The sequence below is a fragment of the Anaeroglomus insulsum genome, assembly GCF_050689095.1.
GTDB lineage: Bacteria > Planctomycetota > Phycisphaerae > Sedimentisphaerales > Anaerohalosphaeraceae > Anaeroglomus > Anaeroglomus insulsum.
Genome location: NZ_JBOGCL010000003.1, coordinates 59,449 through 79,669, shown reverse-complemented (window position 1 = coordinate 79,669; position 20,221 = coordinate 59,449). Strand labels below are relative to the sequence as shown.

The window sequence follows — 20,221 nt, the reverse complement described above, 5'->3', positions numbered from 1 at the left end:
CTTTTGAATTTTCTTAAAGCACTGACGTGCTCCGCGGGAAGCTGCCCAAGACCGACAATTGCACACAATGCCGCTTGGCCTCTTCCAGCGCCTTGCTCACATGAGCATCCAGCTTATGCCCCAGAAAATCCACAAAGAAATAATATTCCCATTCACGTTTCTTATTCGGACGCGACCCAATGTTGGTCATATTGATATTATAGTCCTTAAACACATTCAGCACATCCACCAGCGCCCCCGTTCGATGAGCCGTACTGAACAGAATAATTGTCTTGTCATCGCCGGTCGGCTTGGCATCTTCGCGTCCGATAATCAAAAACCGCGTAATATTGTTTGATATGTCCTCAATATCCTGACACAAAATCTTCAACCCGTACACCTCCGCAGCCACTGCCGAGGCAATCGCGGCCGCACCCGGTTCCGTGGACGCCAGTTGGGCCGCCTTCGACGAGGACGCCATCGGAATAAGCTGGGCATCCTTAAACGCTCCGGCCAGCCAGTTGCGGCATTGGGCAAATATCTCCGGCTGCGAATATATTTTCTGGATCGCACTCATCGGACAGTTGGCCATCAGATGATGATGAATCGCCATGTGCACCTCGGCACAGATCATCACATCCGTTTCGATAAACGCATCCAGCGACTCGCGTACTCCACCGCCCGCGGAGTTTTCAATCGGCACAATCCCGAAATCACTGTGCCTTTTGGACACCTCCTCAAAAATCGCCCGGATATCCGTCGCCGCCTCGTAATCCACACTCTGGCCGAATTTCAATATCGCCGCATTATGGCTAAAACTGCCCATGGGTCCCAGATACGCAATCCGCAGCGGACGTTCCAGGAAGAACGACCCGCTCATAATTTCACGCCATACTGCGGCCAGCGTTTTATCCGGTAATGGCCCCGGGTTGCAGCGGGCAATCTTGTCCAACACGGCCTTCTCCCGGTCGGGTGCATAGATCGGCGTATCCTCTGCCGCTTTGAGCTTGCCGATTTCCACCACAATCCGCGCACGCTGATTGATCAACTCGACGAGTTGTTCATCCAAAGCATCAATTTTCTTGCGAAGTTCTTCTAATGACATCGCTTCCCATTTCCAACAAAACGGTCAGTTTTGTCAGACACATTGAATCGGCTGTTAGTGGAATCCGTCCTGGCTGAATTTTTCAGAATGGGTTTATGTACCATAATTTACGCGTTTCGTCAATTGAAAACCGCCTCCACCCCCGCCCATTCGCACAAATCCACATTTATAATATCTATATATAGATATACAATACCATTTAGCATGATAAACCTGTCCTGCTAATTGGAGTTACTATGTCGCATATCTATGCTTTTCAGTACGGCCTCCAGCGTTAGAACCTGTGCCTTGCGTGCCTGTTCCAGAGACACCCCCGACCCAACATGAATAAACCCTGCCGCAGCACAATAGTGTGTGTTTGCTCGATCCCCATGCTTCTTCTGATACCCCATCGCCAAACAGGCGATATAATTACACAAAAAATCCCCGGGGTCTCCATCTTCATCGATCCAGGCCTTTACACCCAATCCCGATCGATTCACGACCAACTCAATCTGCTCGGCCGGCAGCGTGGCAGTATAGGTCTTTGCAGCCAAAGCCATCTTCTCTAAAGTCTTTTCTTCAGGATACTTAGGTTCAAGATAATCCGGCGACCAGCGATCCCGCACCACAGCCCGCCGCTCAATCTCCCACGGCCCCAGCCCAACCCCATAACAGACAATTGCTATCGGCTTATATTTCGCTACAATCGCCTCAAAATCTGCCAAAGTATCCTGATAATCTACCTCCAGAACCCCCTCTCCCTTGGGATTTTGATACGGATTGGCTGGGAAAGTCGGGAAAAATGCATACACGTCATAGCCCATCGACTTCCAGTTTTTCCCCTTCCAGCCATCCGGGTTTATCGCCGGGTCATCACAAAACTCCCGCAGCATCTCATTGGTCACTGGCCAATACCCTGTCAACACCACATTCCGCCGAGCCTGCCCGCACCCCGTCGCACATAAGCCCACAAATACCAGCCATACGACATACTTAAGATGATTTTTACTTATCGTTTCCATAAGCCAAAAAATACCATCGAATTTCACTTCTGAAAAGATATTCTTCAAAAACAGCAAATCAGCCCGCCAGACTCCCCCCTGATTTAGTCTAAATAGAGGACATCAATATATCTATTTCATCTGCCTGTCGGTGCGAATGGCATAAAAACACATACTTCAATGGGGCACCTATAAAAAATGCCGGGCCTGTCAGGCAATACTGCCAAACAAGCCCGGCACAAGGTGAAAGCCAAATACAGGATTGGGCACAGGTCTTTTCCCATGCCCAATCAAGGCACATACTTCGGTTTAATTCGCCGGTTCAATAATATTCGACTTCAGCCAGGCCTGAGCAATAATCGCTAAATCACCCAGGTTGACAATACAGTCATCATTCAAATCGTGCTCGACTTGAGCAACACATACAGGCTGTCCGGAAATATTGGCATAGATCTGACCGATTTCCTCCTTGGTCAGAGGATAATTCCAGATGCTGAGTTCATCGATCAGGCCGGCGTAATCGAATGTTCCCCCAGGTTCCTGGACGCCAATCATCAGAGGAGCGGCGGACAGTCCGACGGCTCCGGTAAAGGAGACTTGTCTTTGAAGAACGCCATCCACATAGACTCTCAACACTCTGACATTGGAATCGAGTTCACAGGATACCACAATCAGGTGCCACTTGCCATCGATCACAGTGCTGGTTCCGCGAAGATCGCCATAGCTGCGGTAAGCATAGGACCCGACAGCCTGGCCCGTCGTCATTGCCCAGCCTCTGGACCAGGTGTTATCCTGTTCTTTAGAGACAATTCCGCCTTCAGAATTCGTCTTGACCCAGGCAGCAGCTGTCAAGCCCAGCGGGTAGAAATTAAAGACATCCTCAGTGCCCGGAACGGTGATATATTTGCCATCACCCGCCTCAAGACTGAGAGCCTGACCGAGGGCGCCGTCGTTAACATACATCGGGCCATTGGGGTCACTATAGGTACCAACCCATCCATCCACGGTATCGGTCAGTGTATTATCAAAGGTCCAGTGGGCCATCAGACGTTTGGTCCACAAATAAGCCGGCGTAGAGATTATGCCATCGGGCAATGCCCCGTTGGAGACTTTGCAGGTATAGGCACCCTCATTGGCTTTTGACACATTCGACACAATCAGCTCCGCAGTATTGGCCCCGTTAATGGGTGTTCCATTAAAATACCACTGGAAATCGGTGCCGTTAAGATGTCCGACGGTAAAAATCGCTGTCGTGCCGCTGGCAACTATCTGAGACACTGGATTCTGGGTAATCACCGGAATCGGAGGCATCGTCGTAAACGACCAGACTGTTCCGGCAATATCATTGGCATCCGTAACTTCAACGATGCGCCAGGCATAGCGGGTGTTATGTTTCAAATTACTTACATTATAAGATGCCCGCTCGCCGGTATTGGCAATCTGAGCAATGAAATACAAATTGGGATCAGACGGATTGGCAAAATTGGCATACAGCTTATGGGCCTTCACCGCCGGATCCGGCTGGGCAAAATTGGCCGGGTCACGGGCCGGATCCCAGCTGAGCGTTACATTTAACGAAACATTGGTTTGAAGATTGGCCGGCGACGGATTCAGAGCTGCACCGTAGAGCAGTTCAGAGAAAGTCGTCGCCACCATGCAGTCATCCCACTGGGTCTGGGCACCACTGGCCAGACGAACCGACGTATTCCAATTGCCCCCCGTGTAAACGAGCGTCACATCTGCAGAGTTGTCGGCGGCACCATTATCCCAGTCATTGCCGTCCGGATTCACCCACAGACGCAACTGGTCCCCATCAAAATCAATCGCGGACACCAAATGAAATGTCTGCCCAACAACCACTGGAACAGAGCTTAATGCCTTGCCACCGCCGGAAATCTCAATACCAAAGTAGCTATCTCCGTTAGGCTGTCCAAAAAAGATACGCTCCGAACCAAAGTCGTAGCCGCTAAAGCCACACCAGGGATTTGCAACCTGCTGGGTCATCTTGACGCCATAGTAAACCGTTCCTGTTCCACGAAAGGCGCCAAGCCGTTCGTCGGTGTCAGGATTAGTCCCTGTGCCTTCCGAGGGACCATTGTACTCGCGCCGGGCGCCACTGTTGCTGGTGACCAGCTTGCCATCCTGCACATTGACGGTGTTAAATACATTATTCCAGTTGGATACGGTTCCCGTATGTGTTTGGGTGACATTATTCCAATCCCAATACAATCCTCCCGCTTTACCTGCAATATTACCATTCGGATAATCGAAGTAATCCACCCCGATCATCTCCGCCTGCACTGCACCCATCAGCAGTACAACAAGTGCTACACTTAATATTGAACACCTACCCATGGTACACCTCCACATGCCGTGACTCTGTGACCATTCTATAACCACGGCGACTATAGAATGGTATCTTACTCGTTAACATAGTTCGCTTATTTCTCAGACACATTCAGTTCCAGTCTTGGATTTAAAAACAAGGCCCAATTGTACGCATTGCCGCTGTCGTATTCAGTCACCGCCAGCGAAACAAAACGATCCGCAGATTCCAGCGCCACATCAATCTCAAAGCTGCCGTCGCTGACCCGCATCGGCTGGCTTTGCCGCACCTTGCCGTCCACCAGAATCCAGAACACAACACTGGGCTCATTGGTGGTAAACCGTGTGGTGGTCTGCGAGACACCCGCCCGGGCACGCAGCCGCACCGGCACAACCGCAGGCAGCGACCGGCGAATGGCGTCCAGATCAAATGTAATGCCGAAATTGGAATGGAGCGTCAATGCCGAACCGGTCACCTCATCCGGCGTAATCCCATCCAGCATCAGCCGATGCCGCGGCACCCCCACTCCTTCATGACATGCACCGTTCAACGGATAACCCCATATCAAACCCGAGGTTTTACCAAAGACATCGCTGCTCAGACCCGTCGTGGACAGCTGCGTTGGCTGAGCATCATAGCCTGGAATGAAAATACTGTCGATAAATGCAAAATCGGGAGTCGCCACAAAACGATGCGTCGCAGCCCGATTGACCGTCAGCTCCGCATCCAGACGGGCACGAAAAGCTCCCGTCTGCGGATCTATCCCGCCCAACACTGTGCCGGAGCCGAAACCGTTGCCGCCCCCGACGACGTCCGCCAGATTCAACTGCCGACCTTCCAGAATCGACCCGTTCACTTCGGATAAATCGCGGATAAACATCGATTGTTCCGCACGACGCGGCGATTCATCAAGCTGCTGGTCTGCAGTCACAACCCCGGCCAGCCCGCCCAGAAGCCGCCGTCCGCCGCCATGCCGGATAGGATCCGAGCCGCAGCGTAATTCCACTTGTCCTTTAAAGACATGCGCTTCGGTGCGTCCTGTTTTTTCCACCAGTATCCCAAACTCGGTACCATAATCCACCACCGTTGCCGACGGGGTACGAACCACAAAACCTTCCGCCCCCGGCGGGACCAGGGATGTCATTTTTCCATATGCAATATAGAATTGATTGGTATCTTCGGCACGGAATTCCGCCGGCCCCTGAATCAGAACCTCGGCTCCGCTGTCCATGCGAATTTTAACCAGCCCGCAAGCCAATTTACAGGATAGATCGGTATTATAAAGCCGCCTCCCGGCCTTGCCTTCAAAGGATTGATCCTGCCAGCGAACAGCAACCCCTTCCATCAGCGTCGCCGTCGGCAATGTCATTTGCCGGGGATGCCGAATCACATACCCAATCACCAAAAACATCGCGACCCAACCCAGAATCGCAGAATACAGGCTCAGTCGGGAAATTCTGCGCGGCAACTGAAGCTGGCGTCGTTTCTCACGAACCCCCATAATCAATTCAGGTGGCTGTGCGGCCGGGGGAATTTCGACTGTTTCGGCCTGACGTTCCTGCTCGGCCAGCGCCTGCCACAGGGACATATCCAGCGACCTGGAATCGGATGCCTGAGGTACAAGGGTCAGACCGGAATCTATTTTCACCTGAAGTGCTGCGTAATTTTTCACAAATTCGCAATAGCGATCCAGATGTTCAGGGCTGCTGACCAGAATATCCTGAAGCTGCCGGAGTTCCTGGTCGCTCAGACCATTCTCAAGCAAATTCAAAATCAGGATGTCAAATTCCATTCTGTTCATAAGACCGCTTAGAGTTCCTGCTGAGCTACGGTACGCTGAATGCACACCCGCATCAGCTCAAAAATACAAACCAATCGTTTATACACCAGCCGCGGCGAACCGCCAATCTGCTGCGAGATTTCTTTCACCGGCACATTGTCCTGGTAGCGCAACTGAAGCAGCTGACGCTGATTCAGTTCCAGTTTTCGGATGCACTGCTCCAGGGCATTGAGACGAGCGTGGAAATCCGACGACGACTCGCAGGCCTTCTCAACCATCTTCTGATAGCATTCTTCTGAAAACAGCATCTTCATTTTTTTGTTGCTGCGAAGATACTCAAACGCCTTGTTGCGAGCAATCGCAATCGCCCAGGCACCAAAGTTTTCCCCTTCTCGGAAGGTATCAAACTTTTCCCACATCGTCGCCGCTGTTTCCTGCAGCAGCTCCTCGGCGGCATTGCGATTGTGCAGCAGCATCATTAAAAACGCATACACACGCCCCTGTACTGTGGTGTACAGACTGAAAAATCGTACGCTTTTGTTATCTTTCTCGGCCATCATTCTGCGTCAACTCAATCCATCTTCCTCTATAACTAAATGACAAAACCAGGAAACTGCGCACAAAAAAAAGAGAAACCGATGTATTTTATTTAGAGCACACTCCTTAGACGGCATTGTGGGTATTTTTTATATACATTACGAATTCCGTCAACATCGTTCGGAAATTGGTTGCCCCATCTATTTTGCTTTCTATAATGTCCATTTCTACTGATACTGCTTGACATTGTCCGTGTCGGTGTGGCGAAGCACTATTATACCATACCCGTTGGGTATTCTCAATCGAAGGCTTTGTATGGAACGTTGGACGATACAGAAACTGTTAAACTGGATAACAGAGTATTTCACACAAAAAGGAATCGATAGCCCCCGGCTTTCGGGCGAATTACTGCTTTCTCACGTATTAAAGCTATCTCGTATCGAATTATATACCTTATTTGATCGGGTCGTCGAACAGGACAAACTGGAAATTCTCCGCGGCATGGTCAAACGCTGCGGCAATCACGAACCGCTGGCCTATCTGATCGGCCGGTGCGAATTCTATTCATTGCCATTCAAAATCACCCCGGATTGCCTTATCCCCAGGCCAGAAACAGAGTTACTTGTTGAACGAGCGATCGAATTTCTTCGAAAACGCTCCGGCACCCAACAGGTTTTGGACCTGTGCACCGGCTCCGGCTGTATCGCTATCGCCATCGCCAAAAACTATAAAGACTGCCGGGTCACCGCCACCGATATTTGCGACAAAGCCTTAGCTATCGCGGCGGAAAACGCCGCCACACTGAAATTATCCGACAAAATCCAGTATTTATGCGGTGATTTATTCGCCCCCCTCATTGAGGGCATTGAATCCAGATTCGACCTGATTGTATCCAATCCACCCTATGTCAGCGAGGCCGAATTTGCCAAACTCGCACCGAATGTCCGTAATTACGAACCCCGCCAGGCCCTGTATGGCGGTCCTGATGGCCTGGATGTGTATCGACGGATTCTCCGTCAGGCCAGTGATTTTCTCAAACCCGACGGTGCACTGATGATGGAAATCGGTTATGCCCAGGGCCCGGCCATACGGGAGCTGATCGACGCTACAGGCCAGTTTGCCCCGGCACGAATCGAAAAAGACCTCTCCAAAAACGACCGGGTCGTAATCGCCCGAAAAACAACGCCTTAACTATGGAATATCCATTTTTTTGTGGTATAGTAACGCGTTTGTTTAGTTCGTCATAAACCCGGCCCGGCAGCGAGAAATTCAGACATGTCCGGCTTTTAATCTTGACGAACCAACAGGGTATCTATACTATACTACGCTATACTGGCAAGAGTGAGGCCGGTTTGCAGCCGATTGCACAAACCGGAACAAGGAACGGGATTACAATATTGATGGTGCAGTATAAAGTAAAACTCAACGCAAAATCCAATCTGCCCAAATACGAGCAGATCATCCAGAGCCTGACGGATGCCATTGGAGCCAAGCAATTAATTCGCGGCAGCGTTCTCCCGTCCATCAAGCAGCTCAGCAAGGAACTCAACATTTCCTGTGCTACGGTCGCCAAGGCCTATGATGAACTCAAACGCCGCGGAATCATCCAGTCCACCCCTTATAAAGGCTTTCACGTCGCCAGCGAGTCCATCGATCACACCCGTCGGATTTTCCTGCTGTTCGATGAATTAAACCTCTTTAAGGAAGACTTGTACAATTCTTTCAAGCATCGCCTGGCCCGAAAGGCCGTTATCGACCTGTATTTTCATCATTATAATATTGAAGTATTCAAAACCCTCATCCTTGATAATGTCGGCCGCTATAACAATTATGTTATTATGCCGTTTTATCATCCGGAGGTCGCCGAAGTCCTGGAAGCAATTGACCCCGACAAGATTCTGATCCTGGATCAGCCCGGCTATGTCAACGGCACCTATCCCGGCGTCGTACAGGACTTTGAAAACGACGTGTATCAATCGCTTAAAAGTCGTGCCGATCTGATCCGCAAGTACAAAAAACTGATTCTGATCTACCCGGAACCGAATATCCACCCCAAAGATATTATGCATGGCTTTGAACGGTTCTGCAGTGATTTCGGCATCAAGGGGACCATTACGCAGTCCATTACCCAGGCCCCGCCGCAGGCCGGGAGTGCCTATATCATTATCGCCGATGTCCTGCTGGTTGAGCTGATTAAGCAATGCCACCAGAAAGGCCTTAAAGTCGGCCAGGACGTCGGGGTGATTTCCTATAACGATACGCCGCTCAAGGAAATTCTCGAAGGCGGCATAACAACCATATCGACGGATTTTCGCCAGATGGGAATCAGCGCCGCCGAACTGGTGTTGTCGGGCCGCAAAGATAAAATTGCCAACCCCGTACGATTACTGGTCCGTCAGTCGCTGTAAAAATTGGTATGCAATGTCAACGTTAGTAAGAATTTTAGTGAACAGGAGGTTGCACGTATGAAACGGAATGTATTGGCATCGGCTGTCGTCGCGGGAGTGGTTTTAACCCTGTGTTCCTGCTCCCTTCCATCACGCATGACCAGCCAGAAAGGACAGGCTATGATTGAGAAGAAACCGTTTGGACAAGTGGATGGACAGAATGTGGATCTGTATGTGCTGACCAACGCCAATGGCTTGAAGGCGTCGATCACCAACTACGGCGGGATTATGACCTCGCTGATCGTACCGGACAAAAACGGCAAGATGGAGGATATCCTGCTGGGCTATGACAATGTCGCTGCCTATGTCAAGGAAACCCCGTACTTTAACGCCCTCATCGGCCGCTATGGCAACCGCATCGGCAAAGCCAAATTCACCCTCGACGGCAAAACCTATACACTGGCTGCCAATGACAAGGAAAATTCGCTGCATGGCGGCGTCAAGGGATTTGACAAGGTTATCTGGACTGCCGAAGGCATCCAGACGGACCATGGCGTGGGTGTCAAACTGGCATATCTGAGCAAGGATATGGAAGAAGGCTACCCCGGCAACCTGCTGGTCAATGTGACCTATATGCTGACCAACAACAATGAGCTGATCATTGAATACCGGGCCATGACCGACAAGGCAACGGTCTGTAACCTGACCAATCACAACTATTACAACCTGACCGGCAACGCCAAGGACAGCATCCTCAATCATGTCCTGATGATCAACGCGGACAAGTTCACTCCCGTTGACGCCGGCCTGATTCCCACCGGCGAACTCCGCCCGGTCAAAGGCACGCCGATGGACTTCACCAAGCCGTCTGTCATCGGTGCCCGCGTCAATGATGCCGATGAACAGATCAAATTCGGCGGCGGCTATGACCACAACTGGGTCTTGAATAAAAAGGGCGGCGAGATGTCCCTGGCTGCAACCCTGTATGAACCCACCAGCGGCCGCGTCATGGAAGTCTGGACCGAGGAACCCGGCGTGCAGTTCTATTCCGGCAATTTCCTGAACGGCACCATCACCGGCAAAGGCGGCGTCGTCTATAAGCAGCGCTGGGGGATGTGCCTGGAAACCCAGCATTTCCCCGACAGCCCCAACAAGCCGCACTTCCCCACCACAACGCTGCGTCCGGGCGAACTGTATCAGACCAAAACCGTTCACAAGTTCTATACCCGCTAATTGATAAGTTGCATGGTGAATACGAAAGGATAAAAGCATGAATGTCTTGACCGCAAATTTACTGGCCATTGGTGTTCCGTGGCACATGCTGGACACAGTTGTGCTGGCCGCATTTTTCATCGGAATGATTCTGGTTGTGCTCTGGTCGATCAGAAAAAAAGAAGAATCTTCCGCAGACTATTTTCTGGCCGGACGCAATGCAAGCTGGCTGGAAATCGGGTCGTCGATTTTTTCTTCCAATATCGGTTCTGAGCACCTCGTTGGGCTGGCCGGCGCCGGTTTTATCAGCGGTATGGCCATGGCCCACTGGGAAATGCACGCATGGCTGATTCTCGTGCTGGGCTGGGTCTTTGTGCCGTTTTATGACCGCATCAAAGTCTTCACAATGCCGGAATTCCTGGAGCGTCGTTTTTCTCCCGGTTCGCGGTCGATTCTGTCAATTATTTCGCTGGTCAGCTATGTCCTGACCAAAGTGGCCGTCACGGTCTATTCCGGCGGCGTAGTGTTCGGAACGGTATTTGGTATTGAGAAAATTCAGCTCTTCGGCCATACGGTGGATTTCTTCTGGGTCAGCGCCATCGGCCTGGTGGTCATTACCGGTATATACACGGTGGCTGGAGGCATGAAGGCCATTATGTACACCTCCGTCCTGCAGACGCCGGTACTGCTGATTGGCTCGATTGTTATTCTCTTCCTGGGCCTCAAGACCGTCGGCGGCTGGGGTGAAGTCGAACGTCTGTGCGGCGAAAACCTCCGTCTGGTACGCCCGGCAAGCGACCCCAAATATCCGTGGACAGGGGTACTGTTCGGCTCGATGATTATCGGTTTCTGGTACTGGTGTACCGACCAGTATATTGTTCAGCGTGTCTTGTCCGGCAAAAACCAGACACATGCCCGCCGCGGCTCGATTCTGGCCGGCTATTTCAAACTGCTGCCGGTGTTTATCTTCCTCGTACCCGGCATGATTGCGTTTGCCTTAAGCCAGAAAGGCCTGCTGGAGATGCCCCTTAAAAATGGTCAGCCCGATGCGGATAAGGCTTTTTCAACACTGGTTGCTCAGCTATTGCCTATCGGATTCAAGGGCATCGTGGTCTGCGGTCTGCTGGCTGCCCTGATGAGCTCGCTGGCATCCCTGTTTAATTCGTCGGCAGCGTTGTTTGTAGGAGACTTCTATAAAAAGCTCCGTCCCGCCTCAACGGAAAAACACCTGGTCGTTGTCGGGCGTATTGCGACTGCGGCCGTCGTCGTCCTTGGCATATTGTGGATTCCCGTCATGAAGGGTATGGGCGATGTGCTCTATCAATATCTCCAGGGCGTCCAGAGCCTGCTGGCTCCGGCCATTGCAGCGGCATTCGCCGTGGGCGTGTTCTGGAAGAGAGCGACAGCCCAGGGCGGTCTGTGGGGGCTGATTACTGGATTCGTGGTTGGCATGTTCCGCCTGACCCTCGACGTTGTCATTGGCGGCAAAATAACCAAGGCCGATGCCCTGCCTGAAATGGAAAAGCTGGCTCGGATTGCTGAAATTAAGCAGCAGTACGGCATCCTCTACTCCATCGAAACCATCAACTGGCTGCACTTCTGCGAATTCCTCTTTGTCCTTTGCGTGGCAGTGATGATTCTGGTCAGCCTGATGACAAAAGCACCTTCGGCCGAACAGCTGCGATATACTTATTACAACGCAACCCCGCAGGAAAAAGCCGAAACCCGCGCCAGTTGGAATGGCTGGGATGTCGTGCATACGGTGATTATCCTGGGCATTATCGTCGCCTTCTATGCCTACTTCTGGAATCGCGGTGCTCAGTAACAAGCAGTCCAAAAGGCGGGCCGTTCAACCCGCCTTTCTTATTTCTATGAACGAATCACCATAAACGACGAATAAGAACTACGAACTAATCACTTTTTACTTTATCGAGGTTCAATATGTCTTATGCAATAGGTTTAGATTACGGCACCAATTCTGTCCGGTGCCTGATTGTCGATACAGCCAACGGAAAAGAACTTGGAACCGCCGTCTGGGGATACCAAACAGGTCAGGCCGGAATTATTCTGGACAAGTCCGACCACAACGTCGCTCGCCAGAATCCCGCCGATTATCTCAAAGGCCTGGAAATTACCATCAAACAGGCCCTGGCTCAGGCCAAAAAAGCCGACAAGAAATTTTCTCCCGACAAGGTCGTGGGCATCGGCGTGGACACCACCGGCTCGACCCCCATTCCGGTCGATGCCAACGGTACTCCGCTGGCCATGCTGCCCAAATTCAAGAACAATCCCAACGCTGCCGTTTGGCTGTGGAAGGATCATACCGGATACGCCGAAGCTGCAAAAATCACCGAAGTCGCCCGCAAGATGCGGCCGCACTATCTGGCCAAATGCGGCGGAATCTACTCTTCAGAATGGTTCTTCAGCAAAATCTGGCACTGTCTGAACGTGGACAAGAAAGTCTTCGATGCCGCCTATACCTGGGTGGAACACGCCGACTGGATTCCTGCCGTGCTGACCGGCACCGACCATCCGAGCAAACTGAAACGCTGCCGCTGTGCCGCCGGCCACAAGGCCATGTTCAACGAGGCCTGGGGCGGCTATCCGGACAAGAAATTCCTGATGGCTCTGGATCCCAAACTCGGTCGTGTGCGGGATTCGCTGCCCGATGTTACCTACACCATCGACACCGCTGCCGGCGGATTGACTGCGGCCTGGGCTAAAAAACTCGGTCTGCCGGCGGGTATTCCGGTTGCCATTGGCGCCTTTGATGCTCACCTGGGCGGCGTCGGCTCCGGCATTCAGCCCGGCACACTCGTCAAAATCATCGGCACCAGCACCTGTGATATGGCCATCTCCGACAGCTCGAAAAAACTCAAAGACATTCCGGGCATCTGCGGCATCGTTGACGGCTCGATTCTGCCGGGATACTGGGGCCTGGAAGCGGGCCAGTCGGCTGTCGGCGATATCTTCAACTGGTTCGTCAATTACCTCCAGCCCGGCGGCGAAAAAGCCGGTTCCCACGTCGAACTGACCAACAAGGCCGCCAAACTCAAACCCGGACAATCCGGCCTGCTGGCACTCGACTGGAACAACGGCAACCGCACCATCCTGGTGGATCAGCGTCTTACAGGCCTGCTGGTTGGTCAGACCCTCCACACCCGCCCCGAAGAAATTTACCGGGCATTGATTGAGGCGACCGCCTTTGGCGCCCTGACCATTATCAATCGTTTCGAGGAATACGGCGTCAAGATTAAGCAAATCGTCAACTGCGGCGGCATTGCCGAAAAGAATCCGATGCTGATGCAGATTTATGCCGATGTCACCGGTCGCGAAATGAAAGTCTCCCGCTCCGCCCAGACCTGCGCCCTCGGCTCAGCGATTGCTGCGGCGGTCGTCGGCAAGGCTCACAAATCTTTCGCTGCAGCCCAGAAGGCTATGTGCGGCATCAAGCCCAAAACCTTCAAGCCTGACAAAAAAGCGGTCGCCGTCTATCAGCAGCTTTATACGCTATACAAAAAACTGCACGACAGCTTCGGTATCAAGGGCACCAAACTCGATATCTCCGGCGTCATGAAAGACCTGCTGGCCATCAAAGAAAAAGCTAACAAGTAATATAAACAGTAACCACAGATTACGCAGAGTACACAGATGAATAAATATGAATAAATCTTATGTTATTCTGATGATAATCCGATGGTCGTTTTTTGTGTTGTTATTTGCTGTTCCTTTGGTTTACAGCATCAGGCAAGGAAATTGTTTATTCCAGCAATACCTTCTTTAGAAGCAAAAGCGACAGGTGAACCTTGGGATTTTGATGGCGGTATAGGACGTGGATTAGGTTATTTATGGGATAGCTGCCGGGTTTGGTTTTAGCGCCGATAGGTTGCTTTTTTCATGACTTAGTATTTGGAAGAAAACAAGGTAAGTAAGATTTATAGTTCAATAGTGGAATTGCAAAGGGATAGGTTTGAAGTCCCGAAGGGACGGAGAGTTTCATAGCCGGAGGCGTAAGCCTCCGGACAGGGTAGAAAACAAACGAAGCCCCGAAGGGGCGAAAGAAGAGTGGAGCTTAAAATGTCGTATGCCAGTATTTATTATCATATTATCTTTGCGATCAAAGATAGAACCGCGGGTCTATCGGAAGACCAGGTTAAGAGAACCTGTGAATATCTGGCAGGGATTATACGGAATATGAAAGCAAAGCTATACATTTTGAATGGTGTTTGTGACCATTTTCATATGCTGGTTTCGCTGCATCCGGAATTGTCGGTATCTGAATTTGTTCGGGTGATTAAAACGAATTCGTCGCGATGGTTTCGCGATACGTTCGATAACCACTTTGGCTGGCAGGACGGGTACTCGGTGTTTTCAGTTTCTTATTCGGGCGTTCAACCTGTAACAGAGTATATCAGGAACCAGGGAGAACACCACCGCACTCGAACATTTAAAGAAGAATTGGAATTGTTTTTTAAGAAACACAATATTCGTTATGATGAACGCTATATATAGCGAATTTACTTTCGCCCCTTTGGGGCTTATAAATTTTGAAATATCTTACCGGAGGCTTACGCCTCCGGCTATGAAACTCGTTGTCCCTTCGGGACAATAATCAATATCGCCTCTTTGAGGCGGAAGAAAGATTTAAAATTTGTGTAATCTGTGGTTTCAGGATAAATATGTACAAAGAACTCAAAGAACATGTCTGTCGGGCCAACCTGGCCCTCGTCAAACACAAACTGGTCATCTTCACCTGGGGTAATGTCAGCCAGATCGACCGCAAACGGGGCGTTGTTGCCATCAAGCCCAGCGGGGTCGATTACGATGAATTGACCCCGGACAAAATCGTCGTGCTGGATTTAAACGGCAAGGTCATCGAAGGCGACCTGCGTCCCTCCTCGGACACCCCGACTCATCTGGAACTCTATCGCCAGTTTGCCGAGGTGGGAGGTATCACGCATACCCATTCGCCCAAAGCCACCGCCTGGGCACAGTCCTGCCATGAAATCCCGGCCTTCGGCACCACCCACGCCGACCATTTTTACGGCCCGGTACCCGTCACGGACGCTCTGACCAAAGCCGAAATCGAAGGCGACTACGAACTCAATACCGGCAAAGTCATCGTCCGACGATTCGCCGGCATTGACCCCATGAGCATCCCGGCCGTACTCGTCGCCGGCCACGGCCCATTCACCTGGGGCAAAAACGCCGACAAGTCCGTCGAAAACGCAGTCGTCCTTGAACAGGTCGCCGCAATGGCTCTGGATACGTTGGCCCTCAATCCCACACTGACCGGCATTACCCAGACACTTTTGGATAAGCATTATCTCCGTAAACATGGCAAAAATGCGTATTACGGACAGAAGTAGTCCGCTATCTCAAAATCCAACAAAAAAAGCTCCGGTATCCTTCTCAATACCGGAGCTTAATTATTTCAAGATAACTCGATTACCAGTAGAAATACATCCCAACCCTCAATCTGCATTTCATCTGATCCGGATAATCTCGCCAAATCACGTGACCATCTGCAAAGGCAATATTGCCGCCAGAGGGGAAAAAACCATTCCTCGCGGTACCGGTCCGTTTCAAAGAGAGATGATTCGATATATCATCAATGCCATACTTGCTATGCAACCCGCCAGTTTGGATTTTATCGAAATTATCATTTATTATCTCGCTGATCGTAGCATCGGCAATCATCACAGTGCTGCTTGCGTTCCGCAAATCACTCATTTTCTTGATCCATACAAATGGTTCACCTGTGACGGGTTTAAGGCCAGCATACATTGACGCACCTGCGGTATTAAGACGTTCAAACATATAAACATACGACATCACACGGAACAACTCTTTTTGGCGTTGTACGGTCAATTTCGATTCATCCGCGAGGGGAATAGGCCCACCATCAGGGCGACTCTTTGGGGCTTCTGGCTCTGGCCCATCTACCCAGCTAAATTGCCAGAAACGAGCATCGTCGGATTTTTTCAACTTATTGACCGGACAGAAGAAAGACCGATGATCAATATCCGCAAATTGGCTGATTTGATTGGTGGTGTAGAAGCTCATGTCCCAGAACCAGTTACCGCCGACATTGTAGGGAACAATACCGTCATTTTGCTCGGCATACAACCTAACGCCCAGGGCCTGAGACCGGACATTGTTAACACAAATTGTCTTTTGGGCAGCAATCTTCGCTTTATTCAACGAAGGAACGATAACCGCCATCAGCAATGCGATAATTGCGATGACGACTAACAGTTCGATTAGCGTGAATGCCCTGCGGGGGTTTGTCTGACACACCTTCATAGTCTTTTCCTCTTACTTCAAATACCTGTTTCCTGAAAACGATACGTTTATTGCAATTCGCTTCTGCAGAAATATTCATCCAGACCCCGGCGGCATTGTTGGAAGAGGAATCGATGTCTTATAACCTACCGCCGCTAATGGCTACCTAACCATTCATATATTATACTACACTATACTACTACTGCAAGCATTTTTTAACAGTTCTCTATTAGTTATTATGCAATTTTTTAAAAAAATTATCATATAAAATAAAAAAAGCCGGCACAAAGTCCGGCTTTAAGCTTCTAAAACGATTGTAACGTCTTGCCAACAAGAGACTTCTACATATCAATAACATCCTGATGTTTTTCAAAGGGCTTAAACTTGAACCAGCCGGGACCAGACTTGATTTTCAGCTTGACCACATCATTTTCGATTAAAAGGCGAGCACGGCTCTCTCCCATCGTCATCTGATCAAACATCATCCCCTCCAGTTTGACAAGGTCCGCTGCCAGACCCGGAGACTTATTGAGGGCATTGATTAGATTATTGAGTGTCTGATTCGCCAGCAAGGCCGAGCTTTGCAGCCTCCCGCTGTCATGAGTCAGGGCTTGAGAATCCTCAGACAGCATGGCCTTGATTTTCTTGACCATCTCTATCCGCATTGCGTTGGTATTCGGATAGGCCGCATTCAGGGTCTGGGCATCCATCACCACCTCAGCATCCAGCCGTAACTGAGGCCGGGGGGTAGAATTCGCAACACGGTAATCTTCCATCGTTAGGACATATTTCCGGGCCGCAGTCTGAAGCTCCTCATCAAAAGCAACCATATTAAACCAGTGCGTCCGAGTTTCATAATCATCACCCCAGGAGGCAACGACACTTTCGGACTGGCTCAGATGCTCGGTCTTGGGATTCTGGATAAAGCCAAGCACATCGGCGGAGGTACTTTGCTTGAGTGTAGTGGAGTAATAGCGTCCATAAATATCGTTCCGGTCTATCGTTTTGCACCCGGACAGCACCCCCAGCGATACCACGATCGAAACAACCCAAATTCCCTTCATAGTCTGGCTCCTAAAGCAGGATATTGACGACATCAAAACTCGAAATCATTGCCAAAACAGGTGGTATTATACACCATTTTTGAGTTTTAATATGCATTTTTGATTATTTTTACGCAATTTTTTCGCCTGATGCAGGAATAGACAAAAAAATGGATAGACAGCCGCATTGGCTGCCTATCCATCATTGTATGACTTAGACTTCTTTGGCATGAATCCACTTCATCATCTTGCGAAGGGTTCGACCGACGGTTTCCAGCTTGCTGTTATAATCTTTCTGGTACAGGGCATTGAAGTTCTTCATGCCGCTTTTATATTCATCGACCCATTCCTTGGCAAACGCACCACTGGTAATTTCACCAAGGATTTTCTTCATCTCAGCCTTGGTCTGTTCGGTGATAATGCGCGGCCCGCGGGTCAGATCGCCATATTCAGCGGTATTGGAGATACTGTACCGCATATAGCTCATACCGCCCTGATACATCAGGTCCACGATGAGCTTGACTTCGTGCATACATTCAAAATAGGCAATTTCGGGCTGATAACCGGCCTCGACGAGGGTCTCGAACCCGGCCTTGATCAGGGCTGTCAGGCCGCCGCACAGGACCACCTGCTCGCCGAACAAGTCGGTTTCGGTCTCTTCCTTGAAGGTCGTTTCAATGATACCCGCACGGGCGCCACCGATACCATTGGCCCAGGCCAACGCCACATTCTTTGCATTCTTATCCGCATCCTGATACACCGCAATCAGACAGGGAACGCCGCCGCCCTTTTCGTATTCGCTGCGGACCAGATGGCCGGGGCCTTTGGGGGCAATCATTACGACATTGATATCGTTTGCGGGCTTAATATACCCAAAATGAATGTTAAATCCATGGCAGAACCCGAGGGTCTGACCAGCCGTCAGATTGGGTTTGATTTCCGCTTCATAGACCTTGCTCTGGATTTCATCGGGCAGGGTAATGATAATCAGTGCGGCGCCTTTAACAGCCTCAGCAATCGTGGTCGGCTTAAAGCCATGTTCGATAGCCAGCTTATAATTGGCGGTGTTGGGCAATTCGGCAATCTTGACTTGAATACCGCTGTCCCGCAGGTTTTGTGCGTGGGCATGCCCCTGACTGCCGTAACCGACGATGGCAACGGTCTTGCCCTGAAGGGCCGTGATAGGGGCGTCATTTTCATAATACATTTTAGCCATGGACGTATTCTCCTATTCAAATCCAAATTTCAACCATAATCTAATCTTTAGTCTGGCAATCATACGCCCAAAGCCCTCTTTTTTCAACCCAATTTTCCGGACATAAACCGGAAGAATTCTATGTAAGCCTTTTTATTGAAAAGAATAGAAATAAGACAAACCGACCTGATACCATTAATAAGGCAGGCAGCCACTTCTATTGAGGGGAATTGTCCCTGCAAGGCTTATGCGAACAGACGCTACCAAAGAACAAAAAATCGATATATTAAGGACACAACTGCTATGATTCATAACGTTTAAATGCACCGACCTAGTATTGCCCCAGTATTGATTTTGTCAACGCGAATGGGTATGCAGTCTATGTTGTATATTCTGGCGGTACTCATCTCGGTTAGCCCACTGACATTAGGCCAAATGGTCATTACAGAATGGATGTACAGTGGAACCGATGGTGGATTTATCGAGTTTACAAACATTGGCTCAGAGGCCGTTGATTTGTCCGGCTGGAACTTCTGCGACAACAGCACGGGACCAGCCGTGGATTTGAGTGATTTTGGGATTGTTGAACCAGGCAACTCCGTCATTCTAACCGAAGCTTCTGCGGAAAGCTTTGCTGCCGCCTGGGCCAGTAGAAAAAACAGCCCATCGAATTACTCCTGCTCCGTCTCCCGGGGCTTTTTCATCAGTCGCTGCAGCTCATCGGGCATTGGGGCCTCAAAGCACATTTGCCGGCCGTCAACGGGATGCTTAAACGAAATCGACCTGGCATGAAGGGCCAGCCGCCGATGGGTATCCCTGGGCATCCCGTATTTGCGATCCCCGACGATCGGGCAGCCCTTGTCGGCCAGATGCACGCGAATCTGATTCTTCCGCCCGGTCAGCAGCGTAATTTCCACCAGGCTGAACCGCCCGTTATCTTTGACCACGCGATACGCCGTATGCGACAGCTTGCCTTTGGACGGATCATTGGTCGAATACACCTTAAACGCCTTGTTCTCAGCCAGATACGAACTGATTGTCCCTTCATCCGGCGTCGGTCGCCCCCAGACCACCGCCATATACTTTTTTTCCGTCTGCTCCCAGTTGCCCTGCAGGGTCAGCTTGGCCTCTTCCGTTTTGGCAAAAATCAGCACCCCCGAGGTCCACTGGTCAAGCCGATGCACGATATACACCCGCCGTGGCGACTTGGGATTGCCCTTGCGAACATAATCGGTCAGCACAGTATACAGGGTCTTGTTCCGGCTGCCCTGGGCTGCCATCGTCAACAGGCCCGCAGGCTTTCGCACCACCAGGATCACATCGTCTTCATAGAGAATATCCAGCCCGCGCGGCAAATGTTTTCGACAGGGTTTTTTGTTGGATGGCATG

At 50.6% G+C, this 20,221-nt stretch carries 16 protein-coding genes and 1 pseudogene; 8 read left to right on the top strand and 9 right to left on the bottom strand.

Annotated features, from left to right (window positions below):
* Positions 1–13: 13 nt before the first annotated feature.
* The 5 genes from pheA to ACQ9LF_RS03895 form a co-directional block, all read right to left on the bottom strand.
* Positions 14–1,084 carry a prephenate dehydratase gene (gene pheA, locus ACQ9LF_RS03915; protein WP_462488063.1) on the bottom strand — a complete coding sequence of 357 codons (1,071 nt, stop codon included), beginning with the start codon at positions 1,082–1,084 and terminating at the stop codon, positions 14–16.
* Positions 1,085–1,305: 221 nt separating this feature from the next.
* Positions 1,306–2,088: a hypothetical protein gene (locus tag ACQ9LF_RS03910; RefSeq protein WP_462488062.1), complete on the bottom strand. Its 783-nt coding sequence runs from the start codon at positions 2,086–2,088 to the stop codon at positions 1,306–1,308.
* 288 nt (positions 2,089–2,376) lie between these two features.
* Positions 2,377–4,422, bottom strand: coding sequence for a LamG-like jellyroll fold domain-containing protein (locus ACQ9LF_RS03905; RefSeq protein ID WP_462488061.1), 2,046 nt, complete (start codon positions 4,420–4,422; stop codon positions 2,377–2,379).
* An 86-nt stretch (positions 4,423–4,508) separates the two neighbouring features.
* Entirely contained in the window at positions 4,509–6,194 is a 1,686-nt protein-coding gene (locus ACQ9LF_RS03900; RefSeq protein ID WP_462488060.1) for a FecR domain-containing protein, read from the bottom strand.
* 8 nt (positions 6,195–6,202) lie between these two features.
* A complete protein-coding gene (locus ACQ9LF_RS03895) occupies positions 6,203–6,733 on the bottom strand; it encodes a sigma-70 family RNA polymerase sigma factor (protein WP_462488059.1) in 531 nt (176 codons plus the stop codon).
* A 292-nt stretch (positions 6,734–7,025) separates the two neighbouring features.
* On the opposite strand from ACQ9LF_RS03895, the gene prmC reads away from it, so the two are divergent.
* From prmC to ACQ9LF_RS03860, 7 genes are all read left to right on the top strand, one after another.
* Positions 7,026–7,901: a peptide chain release factor N(5)-glutamine methyltransferase gene (gene prmC, locus ACQ9LF_RS03890; protein ID WP_462488058.1), complete on the top strand. Its 876-nt coding sequence runs from the start codon at positions 7,026–7,028 to the stop codon at positions 7,899–7,901.
* Positions 7,902–8,110: 209 nt separating this feature from the next.
* Positions 8,111–9,118 carry a substrate-binding domain-containing protein gene (locus ACQ9LF_RS03885; RefSeq protein ID WP_462488057.1) on the top strand — a complete coding sequence of 336 codons (1,008 nt, stop codon included), beginning with the start codon at positions 8,111–8,113 and terminating at the stop codon, positions 9,116–9,118.
* A gap of 57 nt (positions 9,119–9,175) precedes the next feature.
* Positions 9,176–10,330 carry an aldose epimerase family protein gene (locus ACQ9LF_RS03880; RefSeq protein ID WP_462488056.1) on the top strand — a complete coding sequence of 385 codons (1,155 nt, stop codon included), beginning with the start codon at positions 9,176–9,178 and terminating at the stop codon, positions 10,328–10,330.
* 37 nt (positions 10,331–10,367) lie between these two features.
* Entirely contained in the window at positions 10,368–12,134 is a 1,767-nt protein-coding gene (locus tag ACQ9LF_RS03875; protein WP_462488055.1) for a sodium:solute symporter, read from the top strand.
* A gap of 116 nt (positions 12,135–12,250) precedes the next feature.
* Positions 12,251–13,924, top strand: coding sequence for a ribulokinase (locus ACQ9LF_RS03870; RefSeq protein WP_462488054.1), 1,674 nt, complete (start codon positions 12,251–12,253; stop codon positions 13,922–13,924).
* A gap of 462 nt (positions 13,925–14,386) precedes the next feature.
* Positions 14,387–14,821 carry an IS200/IS605 family transposase gene (gene tnpA / locus ACQ9LF_RS03865; RefSeq protein WP_462488053.1) on the top strand — a complete coding sequence of 145 codons (435 nt, stop codon included), beginning with the start codon at positions 14,387–14,389 and terminating at the stop codon, positions 14,819–14,821.
* Between the two features lie 167 nt (positions 14,822–14,988).
* Complete coding sequence (locus ACQ9LF_RS03860) at positions 14,989–15,678, top strand: L-ribulose-5-phosphate 4-epimerase (protein ID WP_462488052.1); 690 nt, start codon at positions 14,989–14,991, stop codon at positions 15,676–15,678.
* 79 nt (positions 15,679–15,757) lie between these two features.
* Here ACQ9LF_RS03860 and ACQ9LF_RS03855 read toward each other — a convergent pair whose 3' ends face one another.
* From ACQ9LF_RS03855 to ilvC, 3 genes are all read right to left on the bottom strand, one after another.
* Entirely contained in the window at positions 15,758–16,615 is an 858-nt protein-coding gene (locus ACQ9LF_RS03855) for a type II secretion system protein (protein ID WP_462488051.1), read from the bottom strand.
* A 320-nt stretch (positions 16,616–16,935) separates the two neighbouring features.
* Positions 16,936–17,658 carry a hypothetical protein gene (locus tag ACQ9LF_RS03850; protein ID WP_462488050.1) on the bottom strand — a complete coding sequence of 241 codons (723 nt, stop codon included), beginning with the start codon at positions 17,656–17,658 and terminating at the stop codon, positions 16,936–16,938.
* Between the two features lie 193 nt (positions 17,659–17,851).
* Complete coding sequence (gene ilvC, locus ACQ9LF_RS03845; RefSeq protein WP_462488049.1) at positions 17,852–18,853, bottom strand: ketol-acid reductoisomerase; 1,002 nt, start codon at positions 18,851–18,853, stop codon at positions 17,852–17,854.
* 300 nt (positions 18,854–19,153) lie between these two features.
* Between ilvC and ACQ9LF_RS03840 the strand changes: the two are divergent.
* Positions 19,154–19,471, top strand: a pseudogene (locus tag ACQ9LF_RS03840) (lamin tail domain-containing protein); the annotation flags it as partial.
* A gap of 32 nt (positions 19,472–19,503) precedes the next feature.
* Here the strand turns inward: ACQ9LF_RS03840 and ACQ9LF_RS03835 are convergent.
* Positions 19,504–20,220, bottom strand: coding sequence for an RluA family pseudouridine synthase (locus ACQ9LF_RS03835; RefSeq protein ID WP_462488048.1), 717 nt, complete (start codon positions 20,218–20,220; stop codon positions 19,504–19,506).
* Between the last annotated feature and the right edge of the window lies 1 nt (position 20,221).